The following is a 24,092-nucleotide window of genomic DNA, read 5'->3' on the forward strand; positions in this document are numbered from 1 at the left end:
GGGGCCACGGGACACCCGGGGCGACTGCGGGTGGCCTTCGGGTTGACCGCGGGGATGGTCGTGGCCCAGGCGGCGGGGGCGGTAATCACGGGGAGCTTGGCCCTGCTGACCGACACCGTCCACGCCTTGACGGATGCGATCGGGCTGCTCGTAGCGCTCGTCGCGGCGCACCTGATGACGCGCCCGGCCAATTCCAAGCACACGTGGGGGTTCCGGCGCGTGGAGGTGATCGCGGCCCTCGGCCAGGCCACCCTCCTGCTGGGCGTGGGGATCTTCGCCGCTGTGGAGGGTGTCCGGCGGCTCGTGGAACCGCGCGAGGTACCGCCCACGGAGCTGTTGGTCTTCGGCGCCGTGGGGTTGGCGTGCAACGTGGTGGCCATCCTGGTGCTGTCCTCGAGTCGGGAGAGCAACTTCAACATGCGTGCCGCGTTCCTGGAGGTCGTCAACGACGCCCTGGGCTCGCTGGGCGTCATCGTGGCCGCCGTGGTGATCGCGACCACCGGGTTCCAGCGCGCGGACACCGTGGCGGCACTGTTCATCGCCGCGCTCATCCTCCCCCGCGCCGTGCGGATCATGCGCGAGACCGCAGCGGTGCTCATGGAGTTCACGCCGCGCGGCCTGGATCTGGACCTGTTCCGCGAGCACATCATGGCCCTGCACCACGTGGTGGACGTGCACGACGTTCACGCCTCCACGGTCGCCACGGGCCTTCCCACCATCAGCGCGCACGTGGTCGTGGAGGACGAGTGCTTCCGGGATGGGCATGCGGCAGACTTGCTCCGGGACGTGAAGACGTGTGTCGCGGAACACTTCGACGTGTCGGTACACCACTCCACGTTCCAGATCGAAACGGCGGACATTCGCGATTCGGAATCCCACGAGGTTTTGCACGCCTGACTCCGCCGCAACGCCCACACCCCGGGAGGACACCATGAAGGAACCCACCAGCACGCTGTTCACGGACGTCGTCGTCTTCGACGGCACGGACTTCCACTCCGGGACCAGGGACGTCCTGGTGCGCGAAGGACGCATCGAGCGGCTGGCCTCGCACGGTGAGATCCAGGCCTCGCAGGACACACGCACGGTGAACGGTTCGGGACACACGCTCACCCCGGGGTTCATCGACTGCCACGTACACCTGACCGTGAGCAACGCGGGGTCCCTCGCGGGTTTCGCGGAACCGTTCTCCACGCAGTTCTACCGCTCGGTGGACAACATGCGCCGCACGCTCGACGCCGGTGTGACCACCGTGCGCGATGCCGGCGGTGCGGACGCCGGCCTCAAGCATTCCCTGGCCACCGGGCTGGTCCGCGGACCACGCGTGAAACTCTCGGTGAGCACCATGTCCCAGACCGGGGGCCATGGGGACAGCTGGTTGCTCTCAGGTGCGTGCTCACCCATGCTCGCGCCGCACACCGGCCGCCCCGACGGCGTGGCCGACGGTCCCGACGGCGTGCGGCGCAAGGCCCGCGAGATCCTGCGGGCCGGTGCAGACCAGATCAAGATCTGCTCCACGGGCGGTGTGTTGTCCCCCGACGACGATCCGCAGCACTCGCAGTTCGGCCCGGACGAGATCGAGGTCATCGTGGCCGAGGCCCGCGCACAGGGTGCCTACGTGATGTCCCACGCGCAGGGTGCCCCCGGGATCAAGAACGCCCTGCGCGCCGGAGCACGATCCGTGGAACACGGGATCTTCCTGGACGACGAGGCCATCGAGCTGCTCCTGGAGAACGACGCCTTCCTGGTCCCCACGCTGCAGGCCCCGCTCGCGGTGATCACGGCCCACGAGGCGGGCGTGCCCATGCCCCCGGGCGTGGTCGAGAAGGCCCGCCGCGTGGCGCAAGCCCACAGCGCGTCCGTGGCCAAGGCCCACGACGCTGGCGTGAAGATCGCCATGGGCACGGATGCGGGCGTGGGCGCCCACGGCGAGAACCTCGAGGAGATCGAGCTCATGGCGGCCAACGGGATGTCCACGGCTCACGCGTTGCGTGCCGCGACATCCACGGCCGCGCAGCTCATCGAGGAACCGTGCCTGGGCAACCTCGAGCGTGGCGCCACGGCGGATCTGGTCCTACTCCAGGGTGATCTCCACCGCGAGGGCGTCACGCAACTGCGCGGCCGGGTCCGCGGGGTGTGGCAGGCCGGGGAACGGGTGCGCTGAGCGGGGCGCACCGCCCCGGCCCCCGGCAGGAACATCAGGCGCGCGCCAGACGCTCCCACGCGAGTTCGGCGAGGGCCGCGGCCTGGGCGCTGCTCCGCCGGGTCCCTCCTCGCCGGGCTGGACCATGAACACGACGTGGCCCGCCAGGTCGTCCCGGCGAGCGCTCAGCAGTGTGGCCGCGCCCACGAGACCAGCGGTGTGCAGGTCGGGCCGCAGTGATGTCGCGTCGTCCAGGAACGTCACGCGACCTCCTCGGTCCGGACGAGCGGTTTCAGTCCCCGTCCGCGGGCATCCCCGTGAGTTCCGGCCCCGGCGCGAGCCGGACCGGGCCACGGGCTGTGGTGATGTCCACCGTCTCACCTTTTTGCTGCACCGTGATCTCCCCCACGTCCGCCAGTTCCCGGGCCACCGCCCGCACCCCGGGCATGTCGTCCCGCCATTCGTCCCCGCCCAGGGTCCGGGCGACGTCGGACGGGCAGATCGTCGTGCCCGCTCGGTGCCGCAGCAACGCACGGATCGTGGCCGCACGCCGTTCCCGCAGCCCGGACTCCGAGGGGGTCTCCCACCACGGGTCACCTCGCTCCCCCAGCGCGACCTTCGCGTCCTGGACCCGCTCGCGCGCGTGTTCGTCCTTGGACTTCACGGCTCTCCGGGCGCTCATGAGTTCGCGGACGAGTTCCTCCCGGAACTTCTCAGGGATGCACGGGTCCGTGGCGCGCCATGTGCGCCCGTTGACCACGATGTGGTGCCCGTCCGCAGTGCGTTCGGGGCCCGACGACGCCGCGGTCGCCGCGTCGTTCTTTTCCGGGCTCATCGGCGCAGCCCCCCATCCAGTCCCAGGCGGGAGATGAGTAGTTCGTGGCGCGCCAGACCGGCCGTGACCACGGAAGGGTTCCGGGCGTACCAGCGCAGGTGTTCGGCCGCGATGTCCTGTTCCGGGATGTGTTCCCCGTGGATGATCCAGTCGTCGTGCGGACCCCCGATCAAGTCGTCGGGATCGTGACCGAGGGCTTCGAGCGTGCTCGCGTAGATCGGTGCGCGGATCCCACCCAGCAGTACCCGCCCGGGATCGGGGACGGTCGCGCTGAGGCCGGCCTCCGCCAGGATCGCCGCAGCGACCTCCGTGAGCACCCCGTTACCCGGGTGATTGATCACGTGCACGGCATTGGGGCCGGCGGCATCCAGGATCGAGGCGGCATCGAGGGCACGGTGCACGTCCTGCCGCACCCGCAGCTGTCGCAGCGACTCTTCCCGTGCCGCCCACACTGCCTCCGGGGTCGGGCGGGTCAGCTCCACCGTGGACTCACCCCGGGCCGCGGCGGTCAGCACCCGCAGGTCGTGGTACGGGGCCACGGGAGGGTCCCCCACGCCTGGGGCCCGCACGATCGCGAGCGTGGGCATGAGGGCGGTCCAGCGCATCACCGGGATGCGCACGATCCGGGCGTCGGCGGCCAAGCGCGGGAGGACGTCGTTGTTACCCAGGGGCAGGCTGCGGTATCCGGCCACGACCGGCTGGGTCACGAACAGGGCGAGCCGCGGCAACAGGGCGTGCAGGTGGGGCAGGTCCTGCTCGGTCAACTCGTGCACGGGTGGCAGGCGCACGCCGTACCACCCACCGGCCAGTGCGCCGTGGAGCAGCACGCGCAGGGACTCGGCCTGACAGTTGCCGTACACCGCGAACAGCGGGACATCGGGCAACTCGTTGAGCCCGTAGAAGTCCCCGTAGTGCACCCGGCGGCCCGCGATGTGTGCGTCGATCGTCGGTTCAGTGGTCATGTCCCACCCTGTCCTCGAGTCGTCGTGCGGTGTCCGCGGCGTGGACCGGGACCTGCGGATCGTCCGGGTCCACGTCCACCGGATTCGATTCTGCCCGGTTCACGGCACGCACGGAACGCACCGTGAGCAGCCCCGGCACATGAGTCTCCCCGCGCTCGCTCCACCGACGCAGGGGCACGTCCAGTGAGAGGGGCGCGTGGACATCGGCGAGGACCACGGCCCGGTCGAGCACGTTCTGCGGTGGGGCACCGATCCGGATCCGGGGGTCCTCGGCGAGCGCGTCCGGGACCTCCGCGCGGTCCACGAACCACACCCCGGCATCCGTGTCGCGCAGGACGTGGGCGGCGGTGAGGTAGGCCTCGGCGGCGTCGTCGTGCCCGTGCACTTGCACGACCGCCCACGGTTGGCCGAACGCGACACCCGACCCGCGCGTGCTGCGCAGTGGGATCCGCCGGGCGAGGGCGAGAGTTTCGGCGTCCTTGACCGCGCGCGTGGCACTGCGGCCGGCGAGGTCGGGACCGTCGTGCCACGCCCCGGCCCCCGGTACGTGGGTGAAGCGCGCCCCCGCTTGCCAGCAGCGGTACGCCAGGTCCCAGTCCTCGCCGCCGTAGCCCACGAGGGTCTCGTCGAAGCCACCGCAGCGCTCGAAAAGTGCGCGGTCCATCGCGAGCAGCGCGCTGATCACGAGCCGGAAGTCCTCGGTCCCCGCGTCCGCCAGATCCGCCGTGCGGGCGTAGCCGTCCGCGAGCCACACGGGATCCTGCAGCCGACGTGCGCCGGGGACGTCCTCGCCCGCGACCCAGCGCAGCACGGCGGGCACGTCGAGGCCGTCGAGCGCCGCGTGATGGCGAGCGCCCACCGCGAGCGCGCCGTGACCGTCATCCGCACGGGTGAGCCCGGTGAGCATCGCGGAGACGAACCCCGGCTCGGGGATCATGTCCCCGTCCAGGAACACGAGCACATCACCCCGCGCAGTGCGCGCCCCGAGATTGCGCGCCGCCCCCGCGCGGAAGCCCCGGTCCTCCTGGCGCACCATGGTGCATGTGAACGGGACGGGCGGGATCGTGGGGGCCTCAGCGGAGCCGTCGTCGGCGACCACAACCTCCACCTCTTCTACCGGGTGGTCCTGCTGCGCCAATGCGGCGAGCAGACGGTCCAGGCCGCGCTGGTTCTCGAAATACGGGACAATGACGCTCATCGACGGCGCGCTCACAGCGCACCTCGCCGAGGTGTGAGTCGATCCCCTGTGATCCGCTCCCATTGCATTGCGGCGGCAGCAGCCGTGCCGGGGACCTGAGTCGCATCCCACGCGGCGGGATCGATCCACGTGGCGGCGGGATCCTCGAGTGCGCGAGCAAGCGCCGTCGGGAGGTCATCGGTGAGCGTAAGCGCCCATGGGGCCCGCGCCGCGAGTTCCTCGAAGAACGGGTGGGGCGTCACGAGGGGTTTGCGTCCGCTCGCGATCCACCGGCCCACCGATCCGGAGGCCGACACGTGGGACGGTGCGACCACCGGGACCGTGACCTCTCGCGCGGCGCGGGTCAGGGCGGCGTCGGGCAGGAATCCCGTGGCGCTGAACGAGTGCCCGAGCGCGCGGGCCGCGGCGTTCAGGGCCGGGACGAGGTCGTCGTGACCGTCCGAGGGGCGGCCCAGTGCCACGACGTCAACCGGGGTGCGCACACCTTCGAGGGCCGCGATTACACGGTCGTGGCCCTTGCCCGGATACAGGAAGCCGAGCATCGCCACGCTCGGAGTGCCGTTCGCCGGATGACGTCGCGCGGCCGCCCACTCCCCCGGCTCCGGCGGATCGATGGGCAGCGGGTCCACGAAAACGGCGGTGACATCGGCTGCGACGAACCGCTCGAGCTGGCGACGTTCCGAGTCGCTGCTCACGATAATGGTGCGCGCGAGTTCCGTGACGAGCTCGTAGGCCGCACGCCGTGCCCCGAAGGCGTAGCCGTCCGACGGCTGGGGAATGTCGTGCAGGGTCACCGAGACGGGCCGGACCCGAGCCAACCGGGCGATCGTGTCCGCGGCGGCCGTGGCGGAATCGCCGAACACGCGGTCGGTGAAGTGCAGGTGCACGGGGGCGTCGTCGCGGAGCAGGTCGGGCAGGAGTTCGTCGACCGTGCCGGACACCGATCGGGCTTCCGGGGTGTGCCGCGCGAGTGCCTCGGCATGCATGCGGACACCGTGCTGGGCCGGGCCCACACAGGCGAGGAGGGGAACTGTCACCGCCCCACTGTATCGACCCGGCCATCCATCCGGCCCCAACATCTGTGTCCCGGAACAACACGTGGATTCGAGAATCCGTGCATTTTCGGGCCCCAGGTGTTGTGCAGTCCGGCTGCCGCGGCGGCCAGGAGCGGGCGGGTGGGTGGGTACCGGGTGCGTCCGAGAGGGCCCGGGGGGGCATCGCATGCGTCTTAAAGGACCCGGGTTGGCTGCCGGTCACACCCCGCACGTCGTGGCGGAACTCACTTCACCCGTGCACTCGTTGCACTTGTGCAAATTTGCACTCGTGCATAGGATTTTCGTCGTGCCTGAATCCCATCTCTCCCTGCGTGAACGCCACCGTGTTCGCACCCTCGCGGAGATCCATCGCGCCGCGCTGGAGCTCGCGACGTCGGGGAATTACGCCGACACCGCCGTGGAAGCCATTGCCGAACGTGCCGGGGTCTCCCGCAGGACGTTCTTCAACTACTACTCGTCCAAGGAGGACGCGATGCTGGGGCTCACCCCGCCGCGACTGTCCGAGGCCGCTCGCGAGCGCTATACGGATCCTGACGCCGGGGACGAGTTCGCTCGCACCGTGCGCCTGTTCGTAGACGTCCTCCGGGACGCCACAGGCCCCCCGGAGCTCGCCACGCGCCGTCGTGAACTGATGTGCGCCCACCCCGAACTCAAACGGCGCATCGGGATGCACATCACCGCGGTGGAGAACCTCGTGGTCTCCACCGTCACCGAACACTCCGCGCGCGACACCCCTCCCCGCTCGGAGGAGACGACCCACGCGTTCGTCCTGCTGGCCGGCTCGGTCATCAAGTTCGTGTTCCGTACCAACACGCATCTGGCCACCACACCCGACGACGCCGCCATCCAGCGCGCGCTCGACCACGCCATCGGCGTCTTCCGCACCGCTCTCAAGGAGATCTCATGACCGCCACCGCCACCCGGGCTGTATCCAGCCCTCCTGTGGACGAGAAACCACCCCACCTCGGACTGCTGTTCGCGAGCCTCATGGTCGTCATGCTGCTCGCGTCCCTCAGCCAGACCATCCTCTCCACCGCCCTGCCCACCATCGTGGGGGACCTCGGCGGTGTGGACCACATGAGCTGGGTCATCACCGGCTTCATCCTGGCTTCCACCGTGATGATGCCGGTCTACGGCCGCATCTCCGATCTCCTCGGCCGCAAGCCCGTGCTGATCGCGGCCATCGTGCTGTTCATCGCGGGCTCCGCCCTGGGTGCGGCGGCCGGGACCATGAGCTGGCTCATCACCGCCCGCGTGGTGCAGGGCCTGGGCGGCGGTGGTCTGATGATCCTCGCCCAGACCTCCATCGCGGACGTGGTCCCCGCCCGTGAGCGCGGCAAGTACATGGGCGTGATGGGCGCCGTGTTCGCCGTGTCCTCGGTGGCCGGGCCGCTGCTGGGCGGCTGGATCACGGAGGGTCCCGGCTGGCGCTGGGCGTTCTCCTTCAACATCCCGCTCGGCATCCTGGCCATCATCGCGGTGGCCGTGTTCCTCAAGCTGCCCCGGCGGCCCCGCGAGGAGCGCGAACGCATCGACTATTTGGGCATGATCCTGCTGGCCGGTGCCACCACGTGCCTGATCCTGGTGTGCACGTGGGGCGGGACCCAGTACGACTGGAACTCCCCGCAGATCCTGCTGCTGTGCGCCACCACCCTGGCCGGGGCCATCGCCTTCGTGATCGCCGAGACCCGCGCGAGCAGCCCCGTGATCCCCCTGTCCCTGTTCAAGGACCGCAACTTCACCCTGACCACCGTGTCCGGGCTCGCGGTGGGCGTGGCCATGTTCGGCGCGATCGGCTACATGCCCACCTACATCCAGATGGTCAAGGGCGTGGACGCCACCCAGGCCGGTCTGCTCATGACCCCCATGATGGCGTCCCTGCTGATCACCTCGATCGTCTCGGGCCAGATCGTCTCCCGCACGGGCCGGTACAAGCTGTTCCCCCTGGTGGGCATGGTGATCATGGGCATCGGCCTGTGGCTGCTGTCCACCCTGGAGGTCTCGGACTCCACCGTGCGGATGTGCGTGTTCCTCGCCGTGTTCGGCGCGGGCATCGGGCTGAGCATGCAGATCCTGGTGCTCATCGTGCAGAACTCGGTGCCCAACCGGATCGTGGGCACCGCCACCGCCTCCAGCAACTTCTTCCGCCAGGTGGGAGCCACCGTGGGCTCCGCCGTGGTGGGCTCGCTGTTCATCTCCCGGCTGAAGGACCTGCTGGAGGAGAACCTGCCCAAGATCCCGGGCAAGTCCTCCGGGGCGATGGACGCCAACTCCTTCACCCCGCAGAGCGTGCACGGGCTGCCGGCCATGTTCCGCGACCCGGTGATCCAGTCCTACAACGACGCCCTGCTGCCCATCTTCCTGTTCATGATCCCGCTCGCGGTGCTCGCGTTCGTGCTGCTGCTGTTCGTGGAGGAGAAGCCCCTGGCCACCCGCGTGGACCTGAGCACGGGCGAGATCTCCACGGTCGAGGCCACCGCCACCGAGGCGCAGGCGGCAGTGGGCGCCTCGGACCGCCCCGCAGAATCCCCTCGTCAGCCGGGGACCGTGACGGACAGTGCCGCCTTTGAGTCCCCACGAACCCGGGAGACCTCGCAGGCGTCGGCAGCCACGCAGACCGCGGCCCGCCCGCCGCGCAGAGGCCGACGCGGTGGCCGCCCGGCGCCGCGCCACCGGGCCTGAAAGAGCGCTCCGGGATCCGAGTGATGCACGCCGTTCGCACCCCGGGACCAGCCGCTCCGCGTTGACCGGGCGGGCGCTGAGGCGAGACGGCCCCGCCACGAATGCAGTGCCCGACATCACGGGCCCGCAACCGCGCGACAGCACCGCCCCGCCCCTGGGATCCACCCCAGGGGCGGGGCGGTGCTCGTCAGTCCTCCGACGGCAGTACCTCGCACAGGTCCTCCACCAGATCCTCGAGGATCTCCGGCGCCTCGAGCATCCCGTCCCGCAGGTTGGACAACTCCATCCCGTGCAGCAGACCCACCGCGTAGCGGTCCTTGCCCGTGCGCTGGAAGGACCGGCTGGCCCGGGCCAACCACTCCTCCATGACGGCGGCGTCCGTGATCACGCCCAGATCGTCCTGGTAGTCCTTGGCCACCGCGGCCGCACGGACCCGCTTCTTGCCCGCCGTGGCGTGGGCGTGCCCCAGTGCCTCGGACACGTACCGCGCGGACTTGGCGGCCTTGCGGGTCTCGTGGACCACGTCGAACGCCGCGGCGGTCTGCATTGCGTCCAGACCCGGGAGGGTGATGCGTCGACCCACTTCGGCAGCCATGTCGCTGACGTCGGTCGCGACATCGGCGTCCGGGACCTTGGCGTTGGCGGAGACGAGCACACGGTTCAACGCGGCACCCAGTACGGTCTTGGCGAAGTCCTTGGCCGAAAGTTGCGCCGCGTCCTCGGTGATGTCCTGGCCCGCCGCGAGCGCTCGCAGGTCCCGCACGAGTTGCAGGTAGGCGGCACCGTCGAGTTCCCGGCGCACGGTGCGGCCCGCCACCACGCCGAGCTGGTCGGCCGCGGCACGCAGTTCCTGCTTGGCCTGTTCCGTCACCACGCCGGAGGGCTGGGCCTCGAGCAACACGTCGAGTCGCTGCCGGGCGACCTCTTGATCGCGGGCATCACCCAGGACCCTGGCAACACCCTTGAGGCGCTGTTCAAGATCCGCGACGACGTCCTCGGTCACGAACCCACGCGCGGCCTGCAGTACGGCCCGCAACGCCCGTGAGCGCACCCGCAACTGGTGCACCGAGTCCGGGGCGTCGATCCGCACGGCGAAGTCCCACCGCTGCAGCTCCCCGGTCAGGCGGGCGATCATCGCCGCGAGAACGTCCGCTCCGGTCGGCTCGGCCTCCGTTTCGGGCTCCGGCTCCGCAGCAGCGGGGGCCTGCGAGTCCTTGTCCGAGGACTTCCCCGATTTCTTCTCGGTCTTTTTCTTCGACTTCTTCCCGGACTTCTCCGCCTTGGCCTTCTTGCCCGACTTCTTCTCGGAGCCCTTCACACCGTCGGCTCCGTCCGCGCCCTCGGCCCCGTCCGAGGACGCAGCATCGACGGCACCGGAACCTGCGCGCTCCGGGAGGGCGGCGTCGTCGGAGGCACCGGCCTCTGCGGCGTGCTCCGGGGCGACGACCCGCACCGAGTCGCCACCGTCCTGGCCCAGGGCGCGGGCGATCTTCGCGACCGACGAGGACGGCGCCGCCCCCGCCGCGTACAGCACGGACTCCACGGCCTCGAACACCGTGCGCGCCTGCTTCTGGGTGAGGTCGTCGCGCGTGAGCTCGACCTCGCACTCGGACCATTCCCGCGTGACCCGGCCGCGCTCGTCGCGCGCGCTGACCGCGTCCAGGCACAGCTCCGCGTACTGACCGTCCTCCCCGAGCACCGGGTACACCGTGCGGTGGGTGTTGATGGTCGCGACCGGGGTGAGCTCCTCGCCCAGGGTCAGGCCGGTGAGGACCCTGCGCAGCGCGGCGGGGATCCGCTGCGCCGAGGTCTTCAGCGGCTCGTAATGCAGTTCCCCGCGCACCTGCCCAGCCTGGTACTTGACGTGCCAGCCGTCGTCGCTGCCGCCCGTACGACGCCGCACGGCCACCTTCGCGTGCGCGAGCGCGAGATCGGCGGTGTCGTAGTACGTGGCGCTCATCTCGTGCTCCACGGGATCACCCACGGTGAAGTTCTTGAGCTTGTGCAGCTTGAGCCTGGGGGTGCGCTGCCCCGCGACATCGTACTTGCGTTCGATCTCGACCTGTTGGGTGACCATGGTGCTCCCTGTGTGGAACGCGCCGCGGCCCTGGTCGGGTGCCGCGGCGCGTTGCTGTCAACGAATGTTCTGCAGAGCTCTCAGGCCCGACGTCGCTTCAACACGTCGTCGAGGTTCAGCGCCGCAGGCTCCTGCTCACCGGCGCGCACGGCTTCCTTGAGGGACGTTGAACGGGCTGCCGGGCGCTCGGGCACGCGGAGGGGTTCCGGCTCGCTGCGCTCGACCACGGGCGCTTGCGTGTAGAGCGGCTTGGGCACCGGGACCGGCTGCCACGTGGTGGCGCTCGACGCGGCCGGTGCCGCACTGCGGGCGACCTTGAGGGCCTCGGCGCGCAACTCGGCGACGGTGTAGACGGGTTCCGCGGGACGTTCGGCGGTTCCGGTGGCGGGCTGTTCACCGTCCACGGGCAGATCCAGGGACGCGTGCAGCTCGCGGTCGTGCTGAGCGGCTTCCTGGCGGTCCTCGTCCTCGTTGTCGAAGATCGCGTACTGCACGGGGGCGACGTCCGCGGTGACGGGACGGGCGGCGGCGCGCTGTTCACGGTCGGTGACGGCGAGGTAGCGCAGACCGGCCACGCACCCGGCGCCCAGCAGGAACAGGACCACTGGTACGGCCCAGGACACGGCGGTCAGCGGTGCGGCGAGAGCGCTCACCACGGCGGCCAGGAGCAGCAACACCCCGGTGAGGAAGATGATGGTGCGGTCCCACTTGATCCGCAGCCCCGCCAGGGAACCGCGCTGGACTGTGGTCGCGCCCGGCGCGGGTGCCGTTGTCTCCATGGCTTTCGTCTCCCGTTCGTGGACGTGTGATGAGGCTACTGTGTGCACTGTAGTGGACTCCGCGCCCACGCGCTCCTGCCTGTGGATCACGGCACCGGTCTGCAGATCTGGGGCCTCCACCTGGGCACGAACAGGAGCGTTCGTGCGCCGAGCCACGCGCGGTGCGAACCGCACGACGCACAGCACGATGATAATGGCCAATACGGCCGAACTGCTCACCCACGACAATCCCACCGTCTCAGCGTAGGACACCGCGCCGTGATCCCCCGGAACGCAAACGCGTGTTGCTCACATCAATGTAATTCGATGCAGTTATGACGCCGTCCGGAGCCTTTTCACAAGGCTGTCAGCGAGACGCGCGCCGGACGGTGATCCCCCGGTCCTCGCCCGTGAACCGACGAACGAGCCCCTCCGGGACCTCCTCCGCGGTGAGCGCAAAGCTTCGGTGGTCCGCCCAGTCACCCGCGATGTGCAGGAACCGCGGGCGCAGCCCCTCGTCCCGGAAACCCAGCTTCTCCACGACCCGCAGTGATTTGGCATTCTCCGGGCGGATGTTGATCTCCATCCGGTGCAACCGCAGGTGCTCGAAGCAGTAGTCGGTGGCCATGGCCACCGCCATGGGGGCGATCCCGCGCCCGGCTTGCGCGCCGTCCACCCAGTAGCCCAACGTCGCGGAGCGGAACGACCCCAGGGTGATGCCCGAGACGGTCAGTTGCCCCACGAGTTCGTGGCGCCGGGTCCCGGGGTCCTGCTCGGTGATCAGCCACGGCAGGGTCTGCCCTTCCCGCGCCTGCTTGGTCATGGAGCGCACGAAACCACGAAACGACGGCGCCGCGCCGTCCGCCTCGGGGTTGCTCGCTTCCCATGGTTCGAGCCACTGCCTATTGCGGTAGCGCACCCGGTCCCATTCACCGCGGTCACTCATGGCCAGTGGGCGCAGCACGAGCTGCGCCCACTGAAGGGTGACCGGCCATTCTGCAGCCGTGTTCACGAAGGTGGGGACCTCAGCCTTCGAGGTCGCGGGCGTAGTCCTTGATCCAGGCGCGCAGGCCCGGACCGAGGTCCTCGCGTTCGCACGCGAGCTCGATGTTCGCCTTGAGGTAGGACAGCTTGTCCCCGGTGTCGAAGCGGCGGCCCTTGAAGACCACGCCGTACATGCCGTGGGCAGCATCCCCGCGGTCCGCGATGGTCTGCATGGCATCCGTGAGCTGGATCTCGTCACCGCGGCCGGGGGCCGTGTTCTCAAGGATCTCGAAGATCTCCGGGTGCAGCACGTAGCGGCCGATGATCGCGAGGTTGGACGGGGCGTCCTCCGGCGCGGGCTTCTCCACGAGGCCGTTGACCTGGACGTAGTCCTCCCCCTCGACGGCGGTGACGTCCGCGCAGCCGTACGCGCTGATGTTCTCGCGGGGCACCTCCATGAGGGCCACCACGGAACCGCCGGTGCGCTCCTGCACGCGGATCATCCGGGCGAGCAGGTCTTCCTTCTCGTCGATCAGGTCGTCGCCCAGCAGCACCGCGAACGGGTCGTCGCCCACGTGGGTCTGGGCACGCAACACCGCGTGTCCCAGCCCCTTGGGGTCCTGTTGCCGCAGGTAGTGGATCTCGCCCAGGTCCGACGCGTGCTCGACCTCGGCCAACAGGGCCTTCTTACCGGACGCATCCAGTTGCGCCTCGAGCGCGGGGACGCGGTCGAAGTGGTCCTCGAGGGCGCGCTTGGAGCGGCCGGTGATCATGAGGACGTCGTCCAGGCCGGCGTCCACGGCTTCCTGCACCACGTACTGGATGGCCGGGCGGTCCACCACGGGCAGCATTTCCTTGGGCATGGCCTTGGTGGCGGGCAGGAATCGGGTGCCCAACCCCGCGGCGGGGATGACGGCCTTGTGTACGCGCTTGGTCTCTTCACGACTCATGGGATCAGGGTAAACGACCGCACACGGGCGCCCGCGTTCCAACGCCCGTGTGATACCGGAAATGCGAGAATTCTCGGGAAATGTACTCCCAACGGTGAACAGGGAAGGACGGTCGACGACGCATGGACCCCACGGCATCCCCCGCGGACGCATCCCCGGTCCCCGAGGATAAGGCGCGATTGCGCGCACGGATCCTGGCGCGGCGGCGTCGTCGTGGGGCGGCCGCACGGCACCGGGCGGAGACGGGGTTCGCGGAGCACCTGGCGCGCGTCCTCGCCGGGACCGGGACGGGTGACCTGGCTGCGTTCCTGCCGCTGCCGGACGAGCCGCCCCTGCTGTCCGCGCTCACGCAGGCGCATCACCGCGGCCACCGGGTCTGGTTGCCCGTGGTGGAACCCCTGCGGCAGTTGAGCTGGGTGCAGTGGCATCCGGATGCCCCTCTGGTCCAGGGGGCGTTGCCCGGGCTGCTCGAACCCGCCGGGTTACGGCACGGGGCGGAGGTGTTCACGGCGGTGCGGGTGTTGCTCGTGCCGGTGGTCGCGGTGGACGAGGCCGGTGTGCGGCTGGGCTTCGGGGGCGGGTACTACGACCGGTTCCTGCCGCGCGTTACGGGGATCCAGCACCGGCTGGAGGCCATGGCCTGTTGCTACGCGGACGAGGTGCTGCCGGCGGGGACCGTCCCCCGCGAAGCGCACGATGCCGTGCTCGGCAGCGTCCTCACGGAACGCGGCGTCGTGCCCCTGGGGCCCTCCGGGCAGTGATCGCAGCCGTGGACGGGCGAGTAGGATGTGAGGTCGGTAAACCACCCTCACCCCTCGAAGGAACACCCGTGCCCGTTTACGCCTATGCCTGCAAAGATTGCGGCCATGCTTTCGACATCCGCCAGTCCTTCTCCGACGACGCCCTGACGGTGTGCCCGGAATGCGGCGGCCGGTTGCGGAAGAAGTTCAACTCGGTGGGCGTGGTGTTCAAGGGTTCCGGTTTCTACCGCAACGACTCGCGCTCGGACTCCTCCTCGAGCGGGAGTTCCTCCGGCCCCTCGGGATCGGCGGATGCCACCGCGACCCCGGCCGCGGACAAGGGCGCAGGCAAGGACTCCGGCACCGCTGCGTCCGCCACCTCCGGCAGCGGCACGAGCTCATCCTCCGCCTCGACCGCGAGCGGGTCGACCTCCGCGTCCTGAGTCGACGTCGCTCCCACGGTCACTTCCGCCGAGCCCGCTGCTGACCGGACCAGCGCGGCGTCCCTGCACGACGGGACCCGGGTCGACAGACCGGCGCATGCCTGACTCTCGCCGCGGCGAGCGCACTGCACGGGTGAGTGTTCGGCGCTGAGCCCACCCCCGGTCTCCACCGATCCACCACGCCGCTCCGGGACGACGACGCCGCCCGCCTAGCGTCCGGGTATGCGCTCCCGATCCCGTCCGCACTATCCGCTGGCTTTGCGCGTCCGCACCGCGGTGCGGCGCCGCCACCGCCTCGTGGCCGCCGCGCTGTGTGCCCTGGCCCTGACGCTCGTGATCCTGCGACTCGCCCCGCCGAGCGCGCAGACCACACCCGTGGTCACGGCGGCCCGGGAGATCCCCGCGGGCCAGTCCCTTGCGCCTGGTGACCTCACGGTCGCAGAGTTCCCGTCCGCCCTCACCCCCGCGTCAGCCTTCAGCAGTCCCGACGACGCCGCGGGGCAGACCACCACGATCGCCCTGACCGCGGGGCAACCCGTGACACCGTCCACCGTGCTGGGCCCCGGGGTGCTCACGGGTCAGCCCCAGGGGACCACCGCTGCGACGGTGCGGGTGAGCGATCCCGCGGTGCTACGACATGTCCGACCGGGTGACGTGGTGGACGTGGTGCACCACACCGACGATGCCTCGAACGGGCGCGGTCGCACCGTGGCCCAATCGGTCACCGTGCTGTGGGCCGCGACCGCACGCTCCCCCGACACCTCGTCCCTGCTCTCCGCGTCGAGCACCGACGGGGATGCCGGGCTCGTGGTCCTGGCGGCGTCCCGTGAGACCGCCGCGGAACTGGCCACGCTCGACGGGACGGGTCGGGTGTCCCTCGTCCTGGTGTCGTCGTGAGGGAACGCGGGATCATGCAAAACCCTGCCCCGGGTCGAGGTCATACGGACTCGGGTGGAATCACCACCGGATCCATCCGGCAGCCGGTTCACCCCCAGTGGGGCGGGCGCTGCTGTTTCAACCACTGCGCGTGGCCGCTCTCCGCGGCAGCCTCCCGGGGGTCCGGGGCGTCGCCGCCCAGCTCGTCGGAGCCCGCACCCCACTCAGTGGTGCGCAGCGCGCACTCCGCGTCCGGCGCGGTTCCGCCCGTCGCGCGGCGGTGGCCGCGGCGGCGTCGTCCCCCGGGCTGGGCGGAAGTGGCGCCATCCGGGGCGCCCTCGGACGAGGTGACCGCTGCGCCCGGGGCGTCCTCGCCATCCGTGGGCCTTGGGCCCCACGCAGGATCCGGAGCCACCTCCTTCGGCGCCGCCTCGTCCCGCGAGCGCCCGTCCCCGGCGTCCGAGCCGTCCCGCGAGGACTCAGGACGGCCCGCCGGGCGATTAGTCGTCACACGAACCGCTCACTCTCCGCGCGTCGGTCTCCGAGTCGGACCCCGCATCGGGCCCCAGGCCGAGGTAGCGCTGGACGAGACCGGCCACGGTCTGCGGGTCCGTGAAGACCTCCACGGACCACAGGCTCACGTAGTTCCACCCCGCGCGTTCGAGCTGTTGCGGGATGAGCCGCGAGCGTTCGCGCACGCTCAGCGCGCGGCTGCGCTCGGACCCGTCGGAGCGCAGCGCCACCGGGATGCGTACGGGCTCGCCCGTGGCCGCACGCTGGGTGACAGCCCCCGCGGACAAGGACTCGGTCTCCGCGTACGCGGCCATGTCGATCATGTGGGCGTAGCCGGTGTGGACCGTGGCTCCGGCGCCCCGCAGCCGTCGGGCGAGATCAGCGACCAAAGCATCCGGGGCGGCGTCGGTGTCCTCGGCGGGAGCCACCGCGCGCTCCGACGTGGTGTCCTCCCCAAAGAGGATCTCGAGCATGTGGTACATGTCCCTGGCGCCGTTCTGCAGCCGCCGCGGCTCGGTGTCCTTGGGGTGGATGGACGTGACGATGTGCGTATGGCGACGCGAGCGGGTCATCCCGCGCACGAACGCCTGGCGCCCGTCCCGCTCGGACAGTGCACCCAACTGCGGGGTGCTGCGCCCGGACGTGGTGCGCCCGAAGCCGAGCGAGAAGATCACGGTGTCCCGTTCGATCCCCGCGGCCCGGTGCAACTCGACCACGCGGAAGGACTCCCGCCCCGGGGCGAAGAACTCGGCGGACTCACCGGTCTCCCGCAGTCGACGTTGCACGGCCTGGGCCACGCGGGCGGCATGCATCGCACTCGCGGTGACCACGGCCAAGGACCGCTCGGGGTGCCGCTCGGCGTGGGCGAAGACCAGGTCCACGGTGCGGTGGACCTCTGCGGTGGGTGCCTGCACCCCTTCGCTGCCCGCGGTGAGCATGCCCACGCCGTTCACGACGTACTCGGCGGACATCCCCGTGCTCACGCTCGTCAGTTCCGAGGCCTGCGGCACGCGGGTCAGGGTGCCGTCGTAGAACGCGTCGTTGAGGTAGTCGAACAAGCGGGGGTCCATGGGCCGGCGCACCGAGGTCAGGGACCGGGAGTCCACCACGCGGGTCAGTGCGTCGTACGCCGAGTCGATGTCCGCGACGGGTTGCGGAGTGTCCCGGGCCGCGACGTGCGGGGCCACCGTGAAGGGCTGAGGACCCGCGGCGTTGCGGTCACCGAACGCGATGACCTGATCCGCCCGCACGAGCGCGGGCAGCGTGGCCGCGAGCGGGGTGGACTCGGCGTCCAGGACCACCACGGTGTCCACGGACTGCTCCTCCCCCAGCGTGGCGGTGAGCACGAGCGGACTCGCGGTCCACACGGGCACGAGCGACGGCGTGAGGTGCTGGACCCGGTCCAGCTCCTCGGTGCGCACGTGACCGCTGCGCAGCATGTTCCGCAGCGCGCGAGCCTCCCGGGGGTTGCGCTTGGTGTCCCGCGCCCAGCGCTCGGCCAGCGCGTACTCGAGTCGCGCCGGTGCGGCCGCGATGTGGGCGGAATCGGCGCGGCGGAACACGGATTCCGTGCGGCGCAGCTCGGAACCGTCCGGCATGGCCACGAAGTCATCACCGCTGATCATGGCCTCGAGCACGGACTGCCACCACGCGAGGTCGAGTTCCTCGCCCACGCGCTCGGCGGGTACCGCGCGGGTCTCGAGGTCTTGCAGGAACTCCCCGAGCCCGCGCGCCCGCAGGTCGTCGAGCAACACGGTGCGTTCGGGCAGGGTCGCGAGGTGGGCCTCGTCGTTGATCAGTTCGTCCAGGATTTCCTGGAGTTCGTCCACCCCGGCCGTCTCCAGGCGCGCGGCAGTGCGCGAGCCCTCGAGTGCGATCGCGAGCCCCTCGAGGTCCTCTCGGAACCGGCGATGGATCTGCAGGGTCTCCCCGGCGCGGTCCGAGACGGCGGGCTGTTCGAGCGTGGTGGCCCATTGGCGCCACCTGTCCCGTTCGGACTGCACTTTCACGAGCGCCGAGTGCAGGTCCGAGAGGTGCACGCCGGGTCGGAGGTATTCCTTGGCGGCCTTGCGCAGGCGGGAGCGCTGCAGCCCACTCAGCTCGATCTCGTGGTCCCGCCGCCAGGACGCGGAGGCCGTCGCGGCGATCAGGTCCGTCACGGGCCGGTCGTAGATGTCCGGTGTGAGGTACTCGAGCGACTCCCCGACCTCGATCACGAGTTCGAGCTGTTGCTCCCATTCGCCGATGGTCGAGCCCACGCGCAGCCCCGAGACCCCCAGGACGTTGCGCAGGGCCGTCTTGAGGGTGGTCAGTTCGAGCAGCAGGGACTTGGCGAGGTCGTGGGCCTCACGGGCCTCGTCGTCGTTGACGAGCCGCGCACCGTGCCACGGGCTCGCGAGCGCCGCAGCGTCGAACGCGCCGAGGGTCGCGGCGCGCTGGAGCTGACGCTGCACCTCGCTGCGGTGGGACACGGCGTCCAGCACGGAACGGCGGAACCGCACGGCGGTCTGCGGTCCGGGGGTGCGCGCGGTCAGTTCCGCGAGCGCCTGCATGGCCTCGTAGGGCGAGGCCTGCCAGCGGGGACGCAGTGCGTGCAGGGATTCCTCGTGCACCCGCAGCTGTTCGCGGCTGCGCTGCAGGGCGTCCAGGTGCTGTTCCAGCTGCGGCTGCTCGGCGCGTTCGTTGCGGGCGACGGCGCGCACGAGCCGCTCCGCGACGTCGTCCGGACTCAGGTGGGAGCCCAGCGGCAGGACGAGGGAGTCCAGGCCGGTGCGGTTCCACGCGCGGTTGAACGCGGCGAGCGTGGTGCGGGACTCGCCGAGCACCAGGACGCTGCGGCCGCGGTGCACGAGCGCGCCGACCGTGGAGACCACGGTGTCCACCGCGGCGGTGCCCACGGGTGTAGCGACCACGAAGCTCTCACCCTGTTCGGCGAGGTCCACGATCTCCTGCTGATTGGCGTCCAGGTCCGTGAGCAGCAGCTCCTGGGCGGGGTCGCGCTCGTCGAGACCGGGTGCCTGATCGGTCAGGGGGCGCACGACTGGCAGTTTGCCGACCTCGGGGTTCTTGAGCCGGGCGAGGTCCTCGATCAACTGGGTGTGCGCGACCACGTGCTCGTCCGCGGGACGTTCGTGCAGATCCGCGAACGTGGAGACCAGCAACTCGTGTTCCACGTGCATGCCCGGGACATGGGCCGCGAGCTGGCGCAGGGTCTCCAGCACGGGCGCGGGGTCCAACTTGCGGGTGCCGTACGCGAGCCGGGACATCTCCGCCGTGGCCAGTTCCACGCCGTGGTCCTCGCGCAGCCGACGCACGAGTGCCGGGTTGAGGTGGGCGGGACCCACGATGTGCAATTCGAAGTCCTTGTGGTCCGGGCGCAACTTGACCGTGACCGGGGCGAGCAGGACCGGGGCGATGAACCGGCGCAACCCGTCCGCCACGGGATCGGCGAGCCACGACGCCGTGCCCGCGGCCAGGTAGGAGGCGTCCAGACCGTGCATCACCGACAGCTCGTGGACCTTGGTGCGCAGCGCCCGGGCCGAGCGCACGGCGCGCTCGTACGCGGGGCTGTCCTGGTGGATCATCGTGGACAGCCGGGTGGGACGGCCCATGAGCAACTGTGCCTGCCCCGAGGAGTTGGCCTCGGTGAGATCGATGCAGACGTTGTCCACCTGGTTGAAGTCCAGCAGGGTGTCCGGGCCCGTGTAGGCGTCCATCTGTTGGGTCCAGGAACGCAGGGACACGCGGGGGTGTTCGCGCTCGCCCGTGGCGCCCGTGTCCTGGGGGGTTGTTCGGGAACGGTCCGGGGCGGGTGTCGACATGGTGCTCCTACTCACGAGTGCGCCGGTCTGCTCACCACGGGGGATGGGGCGGACCGGCGCACCGCAACTGACGATGGCTCTCTACGCGGTGGGGTTCACTCCCACTCGATGGTTCCCGGCGGCTTGGACGTGACGTCCAGGACCACCCGGTTGATCTCCTCGACCTCGTTGGTGATGCGGTTGGACATCCGGGCGAGCAGCTCGGAGGGCAAGCGGGACCAGTCAGCGGTCATGGCGTCCTCGGAGCTGACCGGGCGCAGCACCACGGGGTGGCCGTACGTGCGACCGTCCCCCTGGACGCCCACCGAGTGCACATCCGCGAGCAGCACCACGGGCATCTGCCACACGTCGTCGTCGAGACCGGCGCGCGTGAGCTCCTCGCGGGCGATCGCGTCCGCGCGGCGCAGGATGTCCAGGCGCTCCTCGGTGACCTCACCGATGATCCGGATCCCCAGACCCGGACCGGGGAATGGCTGGCGGCCCACGATGTTCTCGGGCAGTCCCAGTTCGCGGCCCACGGCGCGGACCTCGTCCTTGAACAGGGCGCGCAGCGGTTCCACGAGTTCGAACTGCAGGTCCTCGGGCAGCCCGCCCACGTTGTGATGACTCTTGATGTTGGCGGCACCCTCACCGCCGCCGGATTCCACGACGTCCGGGTACAGCGTGCCCTGCACGAGGAACCGGACGGGCTGGCCGTCCTGGGCCTCGTCGCTGAGCACCTTTTGCTCGGCGGCCTCGAACGCGCGAATGAATTCCCGGCCGATGTTCTTGCGCTTGGTCTCGGGGTCGGTGACACCCTTGAGCGCGGCGAGGAAGCGGTCCTGCTCGCGGGCCACGTGGAGCTTGATGCCCGTGGCGGCCACGTAGTCCTTCTCGACCTGCGCGACTTCGTCCTGGCGCATCAGACCGTGATCTACCAGCACGCACGTGAGACGGTCCCCGATCGCGCGCTGCACGAGGGCTGCAGCCACCGCGGAGTCCACACCGCCGGAGAGCCCGCACAAGGCCTTGCCGTCACCCACCTGGGCGCGGATCGCGGCCACCTGCTCCTCGATGATGTTGCCCGTGGACCACGTGGGCGTGAGCTGGGCCCCCTCGAAGAGGAAGTTCTCCAGGATCTTCTGCCCGTACGCGGAGTGCTTGACCTCGGGGTGCCACTGCACGCCGTAGAGCCTACGCTCGCGGTTCTCGAAGGCCGCCACCGGGACGCCCTCCGTAGTAGCCAGGGTCGTGAAACCCTCGGGCGCGGCGGTGACCGAGTCACCGTGACTCATCCACACTGTCTGCACGTCCGGGGTGCCGTCCAGGATGGTGCCCACGCCGTCCCCGGAGGTCGAGGCGGCGGTGGCCCCGTACTCGCGCACACCCGTGCGCTCAACGGTCCCGCCCAGGGCGTTGGCCATGATCTGAAAGCCGTAGCAGATCCCCAGCACGGGCACGCCGGCTTCGAACAGTTCGGCGTCCCGTTGCGGCGCACCGGGCGCGTACACGGACGCCGGGCCGCCGGAGAGGATCAGCGCGGCGGGGTTGCGCTGCAGGATCTTCTCGGTGGACCAGGTGTGCGGGACGATCTCGGAGTAGACGTTCGCCTCGCGTACCCGGCGGGCGATCAGCTGCGCGTACTGCGCGCCGTAGTCGACCACGAGTACCGGACGTTGCTCCAGTTCGCTCAGGGTGTCAGGGGATTCACTCACGCGGACAAGTCTAGAACACCGCTCGGACACCCTCGCCCGGTCTCAATAGCGCCGGGCGGCGCGCGGATTGGCCACGAGTTCGGCCTCCGTGGAGCGGTGGATCTTGCGTTCCACGATGAACGAGAGGAACGGCACCACACCGCCCAGGGCCATCACGACCAGCTGCGCGAACGGCCAGCGCATGAGCGACCACACGCGCAGGCATGAGAGCAGGTAGATCACGTAGAACCAACCGTGGATGATCAGGATCCACGTGGAGATGTTCACGCCCCCGGCCAGGTTCTCGAGCTCGAGGTCCTGCCAGCCCAGGGCCACGCTCTGCCCCGTGGCCTTGTCCGTGCCGCCCGCGATCAGGTCGTAGCCGAAGCCGTAGCGGGTGATCATCTCCGCGACGAGCAGCAGCAGGAAGGTACCCGAGATCCACGCGCACACCTTGTAGAAGGTCAGCGCGCCGCGGATCTGCGCCTCGGTCCCGCCGAAGCGCCGTCGTGGTTTCAGCGCGGCGGCCTTGGCGCGCACGCTGTCCGGGACGGTCGCGCGCTCGGGGCTCGCGTCCTCGGGCGCGGTGACCCGCACGCCGTCGGTGCGACGCACCGGGCGGGGCTGGGAATCGGGCTGCGGCGTGTGATCACTCATGACTGGCTCCGTGGGATCGCGGGGTGGAACTCGTGGGCGGGGTGCGCGATTCCGTGCGCACCGCGGGTTGGTCGTCGAAGTAGTAGTAGCACTGGTCCTGGGCGTCCCAGTAGTAGTAGGACTGCTCGGCCTCGTCCCAGAAGTAGTCGCCGTCGAAGTAGAAGTACTTCTCGGGGTCCTGCCGGCGCAGGTAGTCGTCCCGCACGAAACGCCACCACATGAAGAACGCGAAGCCCGCGAACACGACCCACTCGATCGCGTAGAACAGGTTCAGGGCGTGCACGGAGGTGTCCGCGGGTTGCTGCTGGATCTGCAGGGGTTCCAGCCCCTCCCCCATGAGCCCGGCCGACACCGCGAGCGCACCCTCCCGGGTCACGGGCGCCGGTTCCGCCGCGGGGTTCTCCGCGAACGCGGCCACGTACCCCGAGTACAGGGGCGCGTCCCACAGATTGCTCAGCTGCGCGGACGCCACGGAAGCGACCTGCCCGGCCGGCGCGTTCTCGCTCGGTAGCGGGGAGTCCGTGGGCAGGAGTCTGCCGATCACCCGGATCTCGTCCGACGGCGCTCGCGGCACCCGGTCGGCGGAAGCGACCCAGCCCCGGGCCACCGCGATCGAGACGTCGTTATCGGCGGCGTCCCAGCGCTGTTGCGAATCGGGGATCGCGAGTTGGGTGACCACCCAGTACCCAGGGTTGCCGTCCTGCAACCGCCCCGGGACCAGCACCGTGGAATCGGGGACGTAGCGCCCGACCGCGGATACCATGTGATCGGCTTGCTGAGCGGTCGTGGCTTCCCCCGGGGAGACCACGTCTTCCAGGGTCGAGACCCGGTCCTTGGCGGGATCCACCACCGTGGAAGACTGCAGGGAAGCGTTCAACTGCCACATGCTCAACACTACGAACAGTGCCGCCACAATCAGCGCGACCGCCAGGAAAGCCAGGGAGCGGGGGCGCAGGGCGGTCTTGAGCACCCCTCAACCCTAGTGCTCCGGGCTGGACGTTTCCCAAATCAGCGGGGGTATGGGCAGCCCCGATCACGGGACGGCCACGGGTCACGGGTCCGTCACGGCCACCGGTTTCCGGGCCGGAAGCGCGGGCGTACCCGCGGCCCGGCGCGGGGGGGGGATCAGCTGCGGATCACCACGTCCGCGCGCTGGAACTCCTTGAGCTCGGAGTAGCCGGTAGTGGACATGGCCCGGCGCAGGGCACCGATCACGTTAGAGGAGCCGTCCACGTGGCGCGAGGGCCCGTTGAGCAGCTCGCCCAGAGGACCCACGGTCCCCACGTGGGTGCGCACACCGCGCGGTGAGTGCGGGTTGTGGGCCTCGGGACCCCACAGCCAGCCCTGACCCGGGGCCTCCTCCGCGCGGGCCAGCAGGGTCCCGAGCATCACGGCGTCGGCGCCCATGGCGATGGCCTTGACGATGTCACCCGAGGTGCCCAGACCGCCGTCGGCGATCACGTGGACGTACCGGCCGCCCGACTCGTCGAGGTAGTCGCGGCGGGCCGCGGCGACGTCGGAGATGGCCGAGGCCATGGCCGCGTGGATGCCCAGGATGGATTCGGTGCGCAGGGACGCGCCGCCCCCGAAGCCCACGAGCACGCCCGCCGCACCCGTGCGCATGAGGTGCAGGGCCGGGGTGTAGCCCGCGGCGCCGCCCACGATCACGGGAACGTCCAGGTCATAGATGAACTTCTTGAGGTCCAGGGGCTCCTGGGTGCGCGAGAC

21 protein-coding genes and 1 pseudogene are annotated in these 24,092 nt (G+C 70.3%); 7 read left to right on the plus strand and 15 right to left on the minus strand.

Annotated elements, in window-relative coordinates:
• A partial coding sequence (locus B3I25_RS06050) for a cation diffusion facilitator family transporter (protein WP_414672695.1) occupies positions 1-897 on the plus strand: 897 nt, incomplete at its 5' end.
• A 34-nt stretch (positions 898-931) separates the two neighbouring features.
• Positions 932-2,161, plus strand: coding sequence for a metal-dependent hydrolase family protein (locus B3I25_RS06055; RefSeq protein ID WP_286738290.1), 1,230 nt, complete (start codon positions 932-934; stop codon positions 2,159-2,161).
• An 84-nt stretch (positions 2,162-2,245) separates the two neighbouring features.
• On the opposite strand, the pseudogene B3I25_RS12345 reads toward B3I25_RS06055, so the two are convergent.
• The 5 genes and pseudogenes from B3I25_RS12345 to B3I25_RS06075 all read right to left on the minus strand — a co-directional run.
• A pseudogene (locus B3I25_RS12345) lies at positions 2,246-2,368 on the minus strand (M20/M25/M40 family metallo-hydrolase); the annotation flags it as partial.
• A gap of 64 nt (positions 2,369-2,432) precedes the next feature.
• Entirely contained in the window at positions 2,433-2,975 is a 543-nt protein-coding gene (locus B3I25_RS06060) for a DUF3253 domain-containing protein (RefSeq protein WP_286738291.1), read from the minus strand.
• Positions 2,972-3,937: a WcbI family polysaccharide biosynthesis putative acetyltransferase gene (locus tag B3I25_RS06065; protein ID WP_286738292.1), complete on the minus strand. Its 966-nt coding sequence runs from the start codon at positions 3,935-3,937 to the stop codon at positions 2,972-2,974. The genes B3I25_RS06060 and B3I25_RS06065 overlap by 4 nt, the downstream gene beginning before the upstream one ends.
• The gene (locus tag B3I25_RS06070; RefSeq protein ID WP_286738293.1) at positions 3,927-5,135 is read right to left on the minus strand and encodes a glycosyltransferase; all 1,209 of its coding nucleotides are present in this window, start codon (positions 5,133-5,135) and stop codon (positions 3,927-3,929) included. The genes B3I25_RS06065 and B3I25_RS06070 overlap by 11 nt, the downstream gene beginning before the upstream one ends.
• Before the next feature lie 11 nt (positions 5,136-5,146).
• Positions 5,147-6,172, minus strand: a complete 1,026-nt coding sequence (locus B3I25_RS06075) for a hypothetical protein (protein ID WP_286738294.1) — start codon at positions 6,170-6,172, stop codon at positions 5,147-5,149.
• Between the two features lie 304 nt (positions 6,173-6,476).
• Here B3I25_RS06075 and B3I25_RS06080 point away from each other — a divergent pair, with 304 nt between their 5' ends.
• A complete protein-coding gene (locus tag B3I25_RS06080) occupies positions 6,477-7,097 on the plus strand; it encodes a TetR/AcrR family transcriptional regulator (RefSeq protein WP_064847310.1) in 621 nt (206 codons plus the stop codon).
• Positions 7,094-8,872, plus strand: coding sequence for an MDR family MFS transporter (locus B3I25_RS06085; protein WP_286738295.1), 1,779 nt, complete (start codon positions 7,094-7,096; stop codon positions 8,870-8,872). Before B3I25_RS06080 ends, B3I25_RS06085 begins: the two co-directional genes overlap by 4 nt.
• Before the next feature lie 187 nt (positions 8,873-9,059).
• Here the strand turns inward: B3I25_RS06085 and B3I25_RS06090 are convergent, their stop codons facing one another.
• The 4 genes from B3I25_RS06090 to galU all read right to left on the minus strand — a co-directional run bounded on the left by B3I25_RS06090 (position 9,060) and on the right by galU (position 13,641).
• A complete protein-coding gene (locus B3I25_RS06090) occupies positions 9,060-10,949 on the minus strand; it encodes a CYTH and CHAD domain-containing protein (RefSeq protein ID WP_286738297.1) in 1,890 nt (629 codons plus the stop codon).
• Positions 10,950-11,029: 80 nt separating this feature from the next.
• Positions 11,030-11,947 (minus strand): hypothetical protein, encoded by a 918-nt coding sequence (locus tag B3I25_RS06095; protein WP_286738299.1) that lies wholly within the window; start codon positions 11,945-11,947, stop codon positions 11,030-11,032.
• Between the two features lie 127 nt (positions 11,948-12,074).
• Entirely contained in the window at positions 12,075-12,719 is a 645-nt protein-coding gene (locus tag B3I25_RS06100) for a GNAT family N-acetyltransferase (RefSeq protein WP_064847314.1), read from the minus strand.
• A gap of 13 nt (positions 12,720-12,732) precedes the next feature.
• Positions 12,733-13,641, minus strand: coding sequence for a UTP--glucose-1-phosphate uridylyltransferase GalU (galU, locus tag B3I25_RS06105; RefSeq protein WP_085106442.1), 909 nt, complete (start codon positions 13,639-13,641; stop codon positions 12,733-12,735).
• 122 nt (positions 13,642-13,763) lie between these two features.
• Here galU and B3I25_RS06110 point away from each other — a divergent pair, with 122 nt between their 5' ends.
• The 3 genes from B3I25_RS06110 (at position 13,764) to cpaB (ending at position 15,721) form a co-directional block, all read left to right on the plus strand.
• Positions 13,764-14,402, plus strand: coding sequence for a 5-formyltetrahydrofolate cyclo-ligase (locus B3I25_RS06110; protein WP_286738301.1), 639 nt, complete (start codon positions 13,764-13,766; stop codon positions 14,400-14,402).
• A gap of 68 nt (positions 14,403-14,470) precedes the next feature.
• Positions 14,471-14,824 carry an FmdB family zinc ribbon protein gene (locus tag B3I25_RS06115; RefSeq protein WP_064847316.1) on the plus strand — a complete coding sequence of 118 codons (354 nt, stop codon included), beginning with the start codon at positions 14,471-14,473 and terminating at the stop codon, positions 14,822-14,824.
• Between the two features lie 222 nt (positions 14,825-15,046).
• Entirely contained in the window at positions 15,047-15,721 is a 675-nt protein-coding gene (gene cpaB / locus B3I25_RS06120; protein ID WP_286738302.1) for a Flp pilus assembly protein CpaB, read from the plus strand.
• 88 nt (positions 15,722-15,809) lie between these two features.
• On the opposite strand, the gene B3I25_RS06125 is transcribed toward cpaB, so the two are convergent.
• The 6 genes from B3I25_RS06125 to B3I25_RS06150 all read right to left on the minus strand — a co-directional run.
• Positions 15,810-16,211, minus strand: a complete 402-nt coding sequence (locus B3I25_RS06125; RefSeq protein ID WP_286738304.1) for a hypothetical protein — start codon at positions 16,209-16,211, stop codon at positions 15,810-15,812.
• Positions 16,201-20,034: a hypothetical protein gene (locus B3I25_RS06130; protein ID WP_286738306.1), complete on the minus strand. Its 3,834-nt coding sequence runs from the start codon at positions 20,032-20,034 to the stop codon at positions 16,201-16,203. The genes B3I25_RS06125 and B3I25_RS06130 overlap by 11 nt, the downstream gene beginning before the upstream one ends.
• Positions 20,035-20,129: 95 nt before the next feature.
• A complete protein-coding gene (gene guaA, locus B3I25_RS06135; protein ID WP_064847319.1) occupies positions 20,130-21,728 on the minus strand; it encodes a glutamine-hydrolyzing GMP synthase in 1,599 nt (532 codons plus the stop codon).
• Between the two features lie 42 nt (positions 21,729-21,770).
• Complete coding sequence (locus B3I25_RS06140) at positions 21,771-22,364, minus strand: DUF3817 domain-containing protein (protein WP_035965872.1); 594 nt, start codon at positions 22,362-22,364, stop codon at positions 21,771-21,773.
• Positions 22,357-23,334 (minus strand): SURF1 family protein, encoded by a 978-nt coding sequence (locus tag B3I25_RS06145; protein ID WP_286738309.1) that lies wholly within the window; start codon positions 23,332-23,334, stop codon positions 22,357-22,359. Before B3I25_RS06145 ends, B3I25_RS06140 begins: the two co-directional genes overlap by 8 nt.
• 155 nt (positions 23,335-23,489) lie before the next feature.
• Positions 23,490-24,092 (minus strand): IMP dehydrogenase (locus B3I25_RS06150; RefSeq protein WP_286738310.1); only part of this gene is annotated, 603 nt, incomplete at its 5' end.

It is taken from the genome of Kocuria sp. UBA1838, from assembly GCF_002338785.1.
Taxonomy (GTDB): Bacteria; Actinomycetota; Actinomycetes; order Actinomycetales; family Micrococcaceae; genus Kocuria; species Kocuria marina.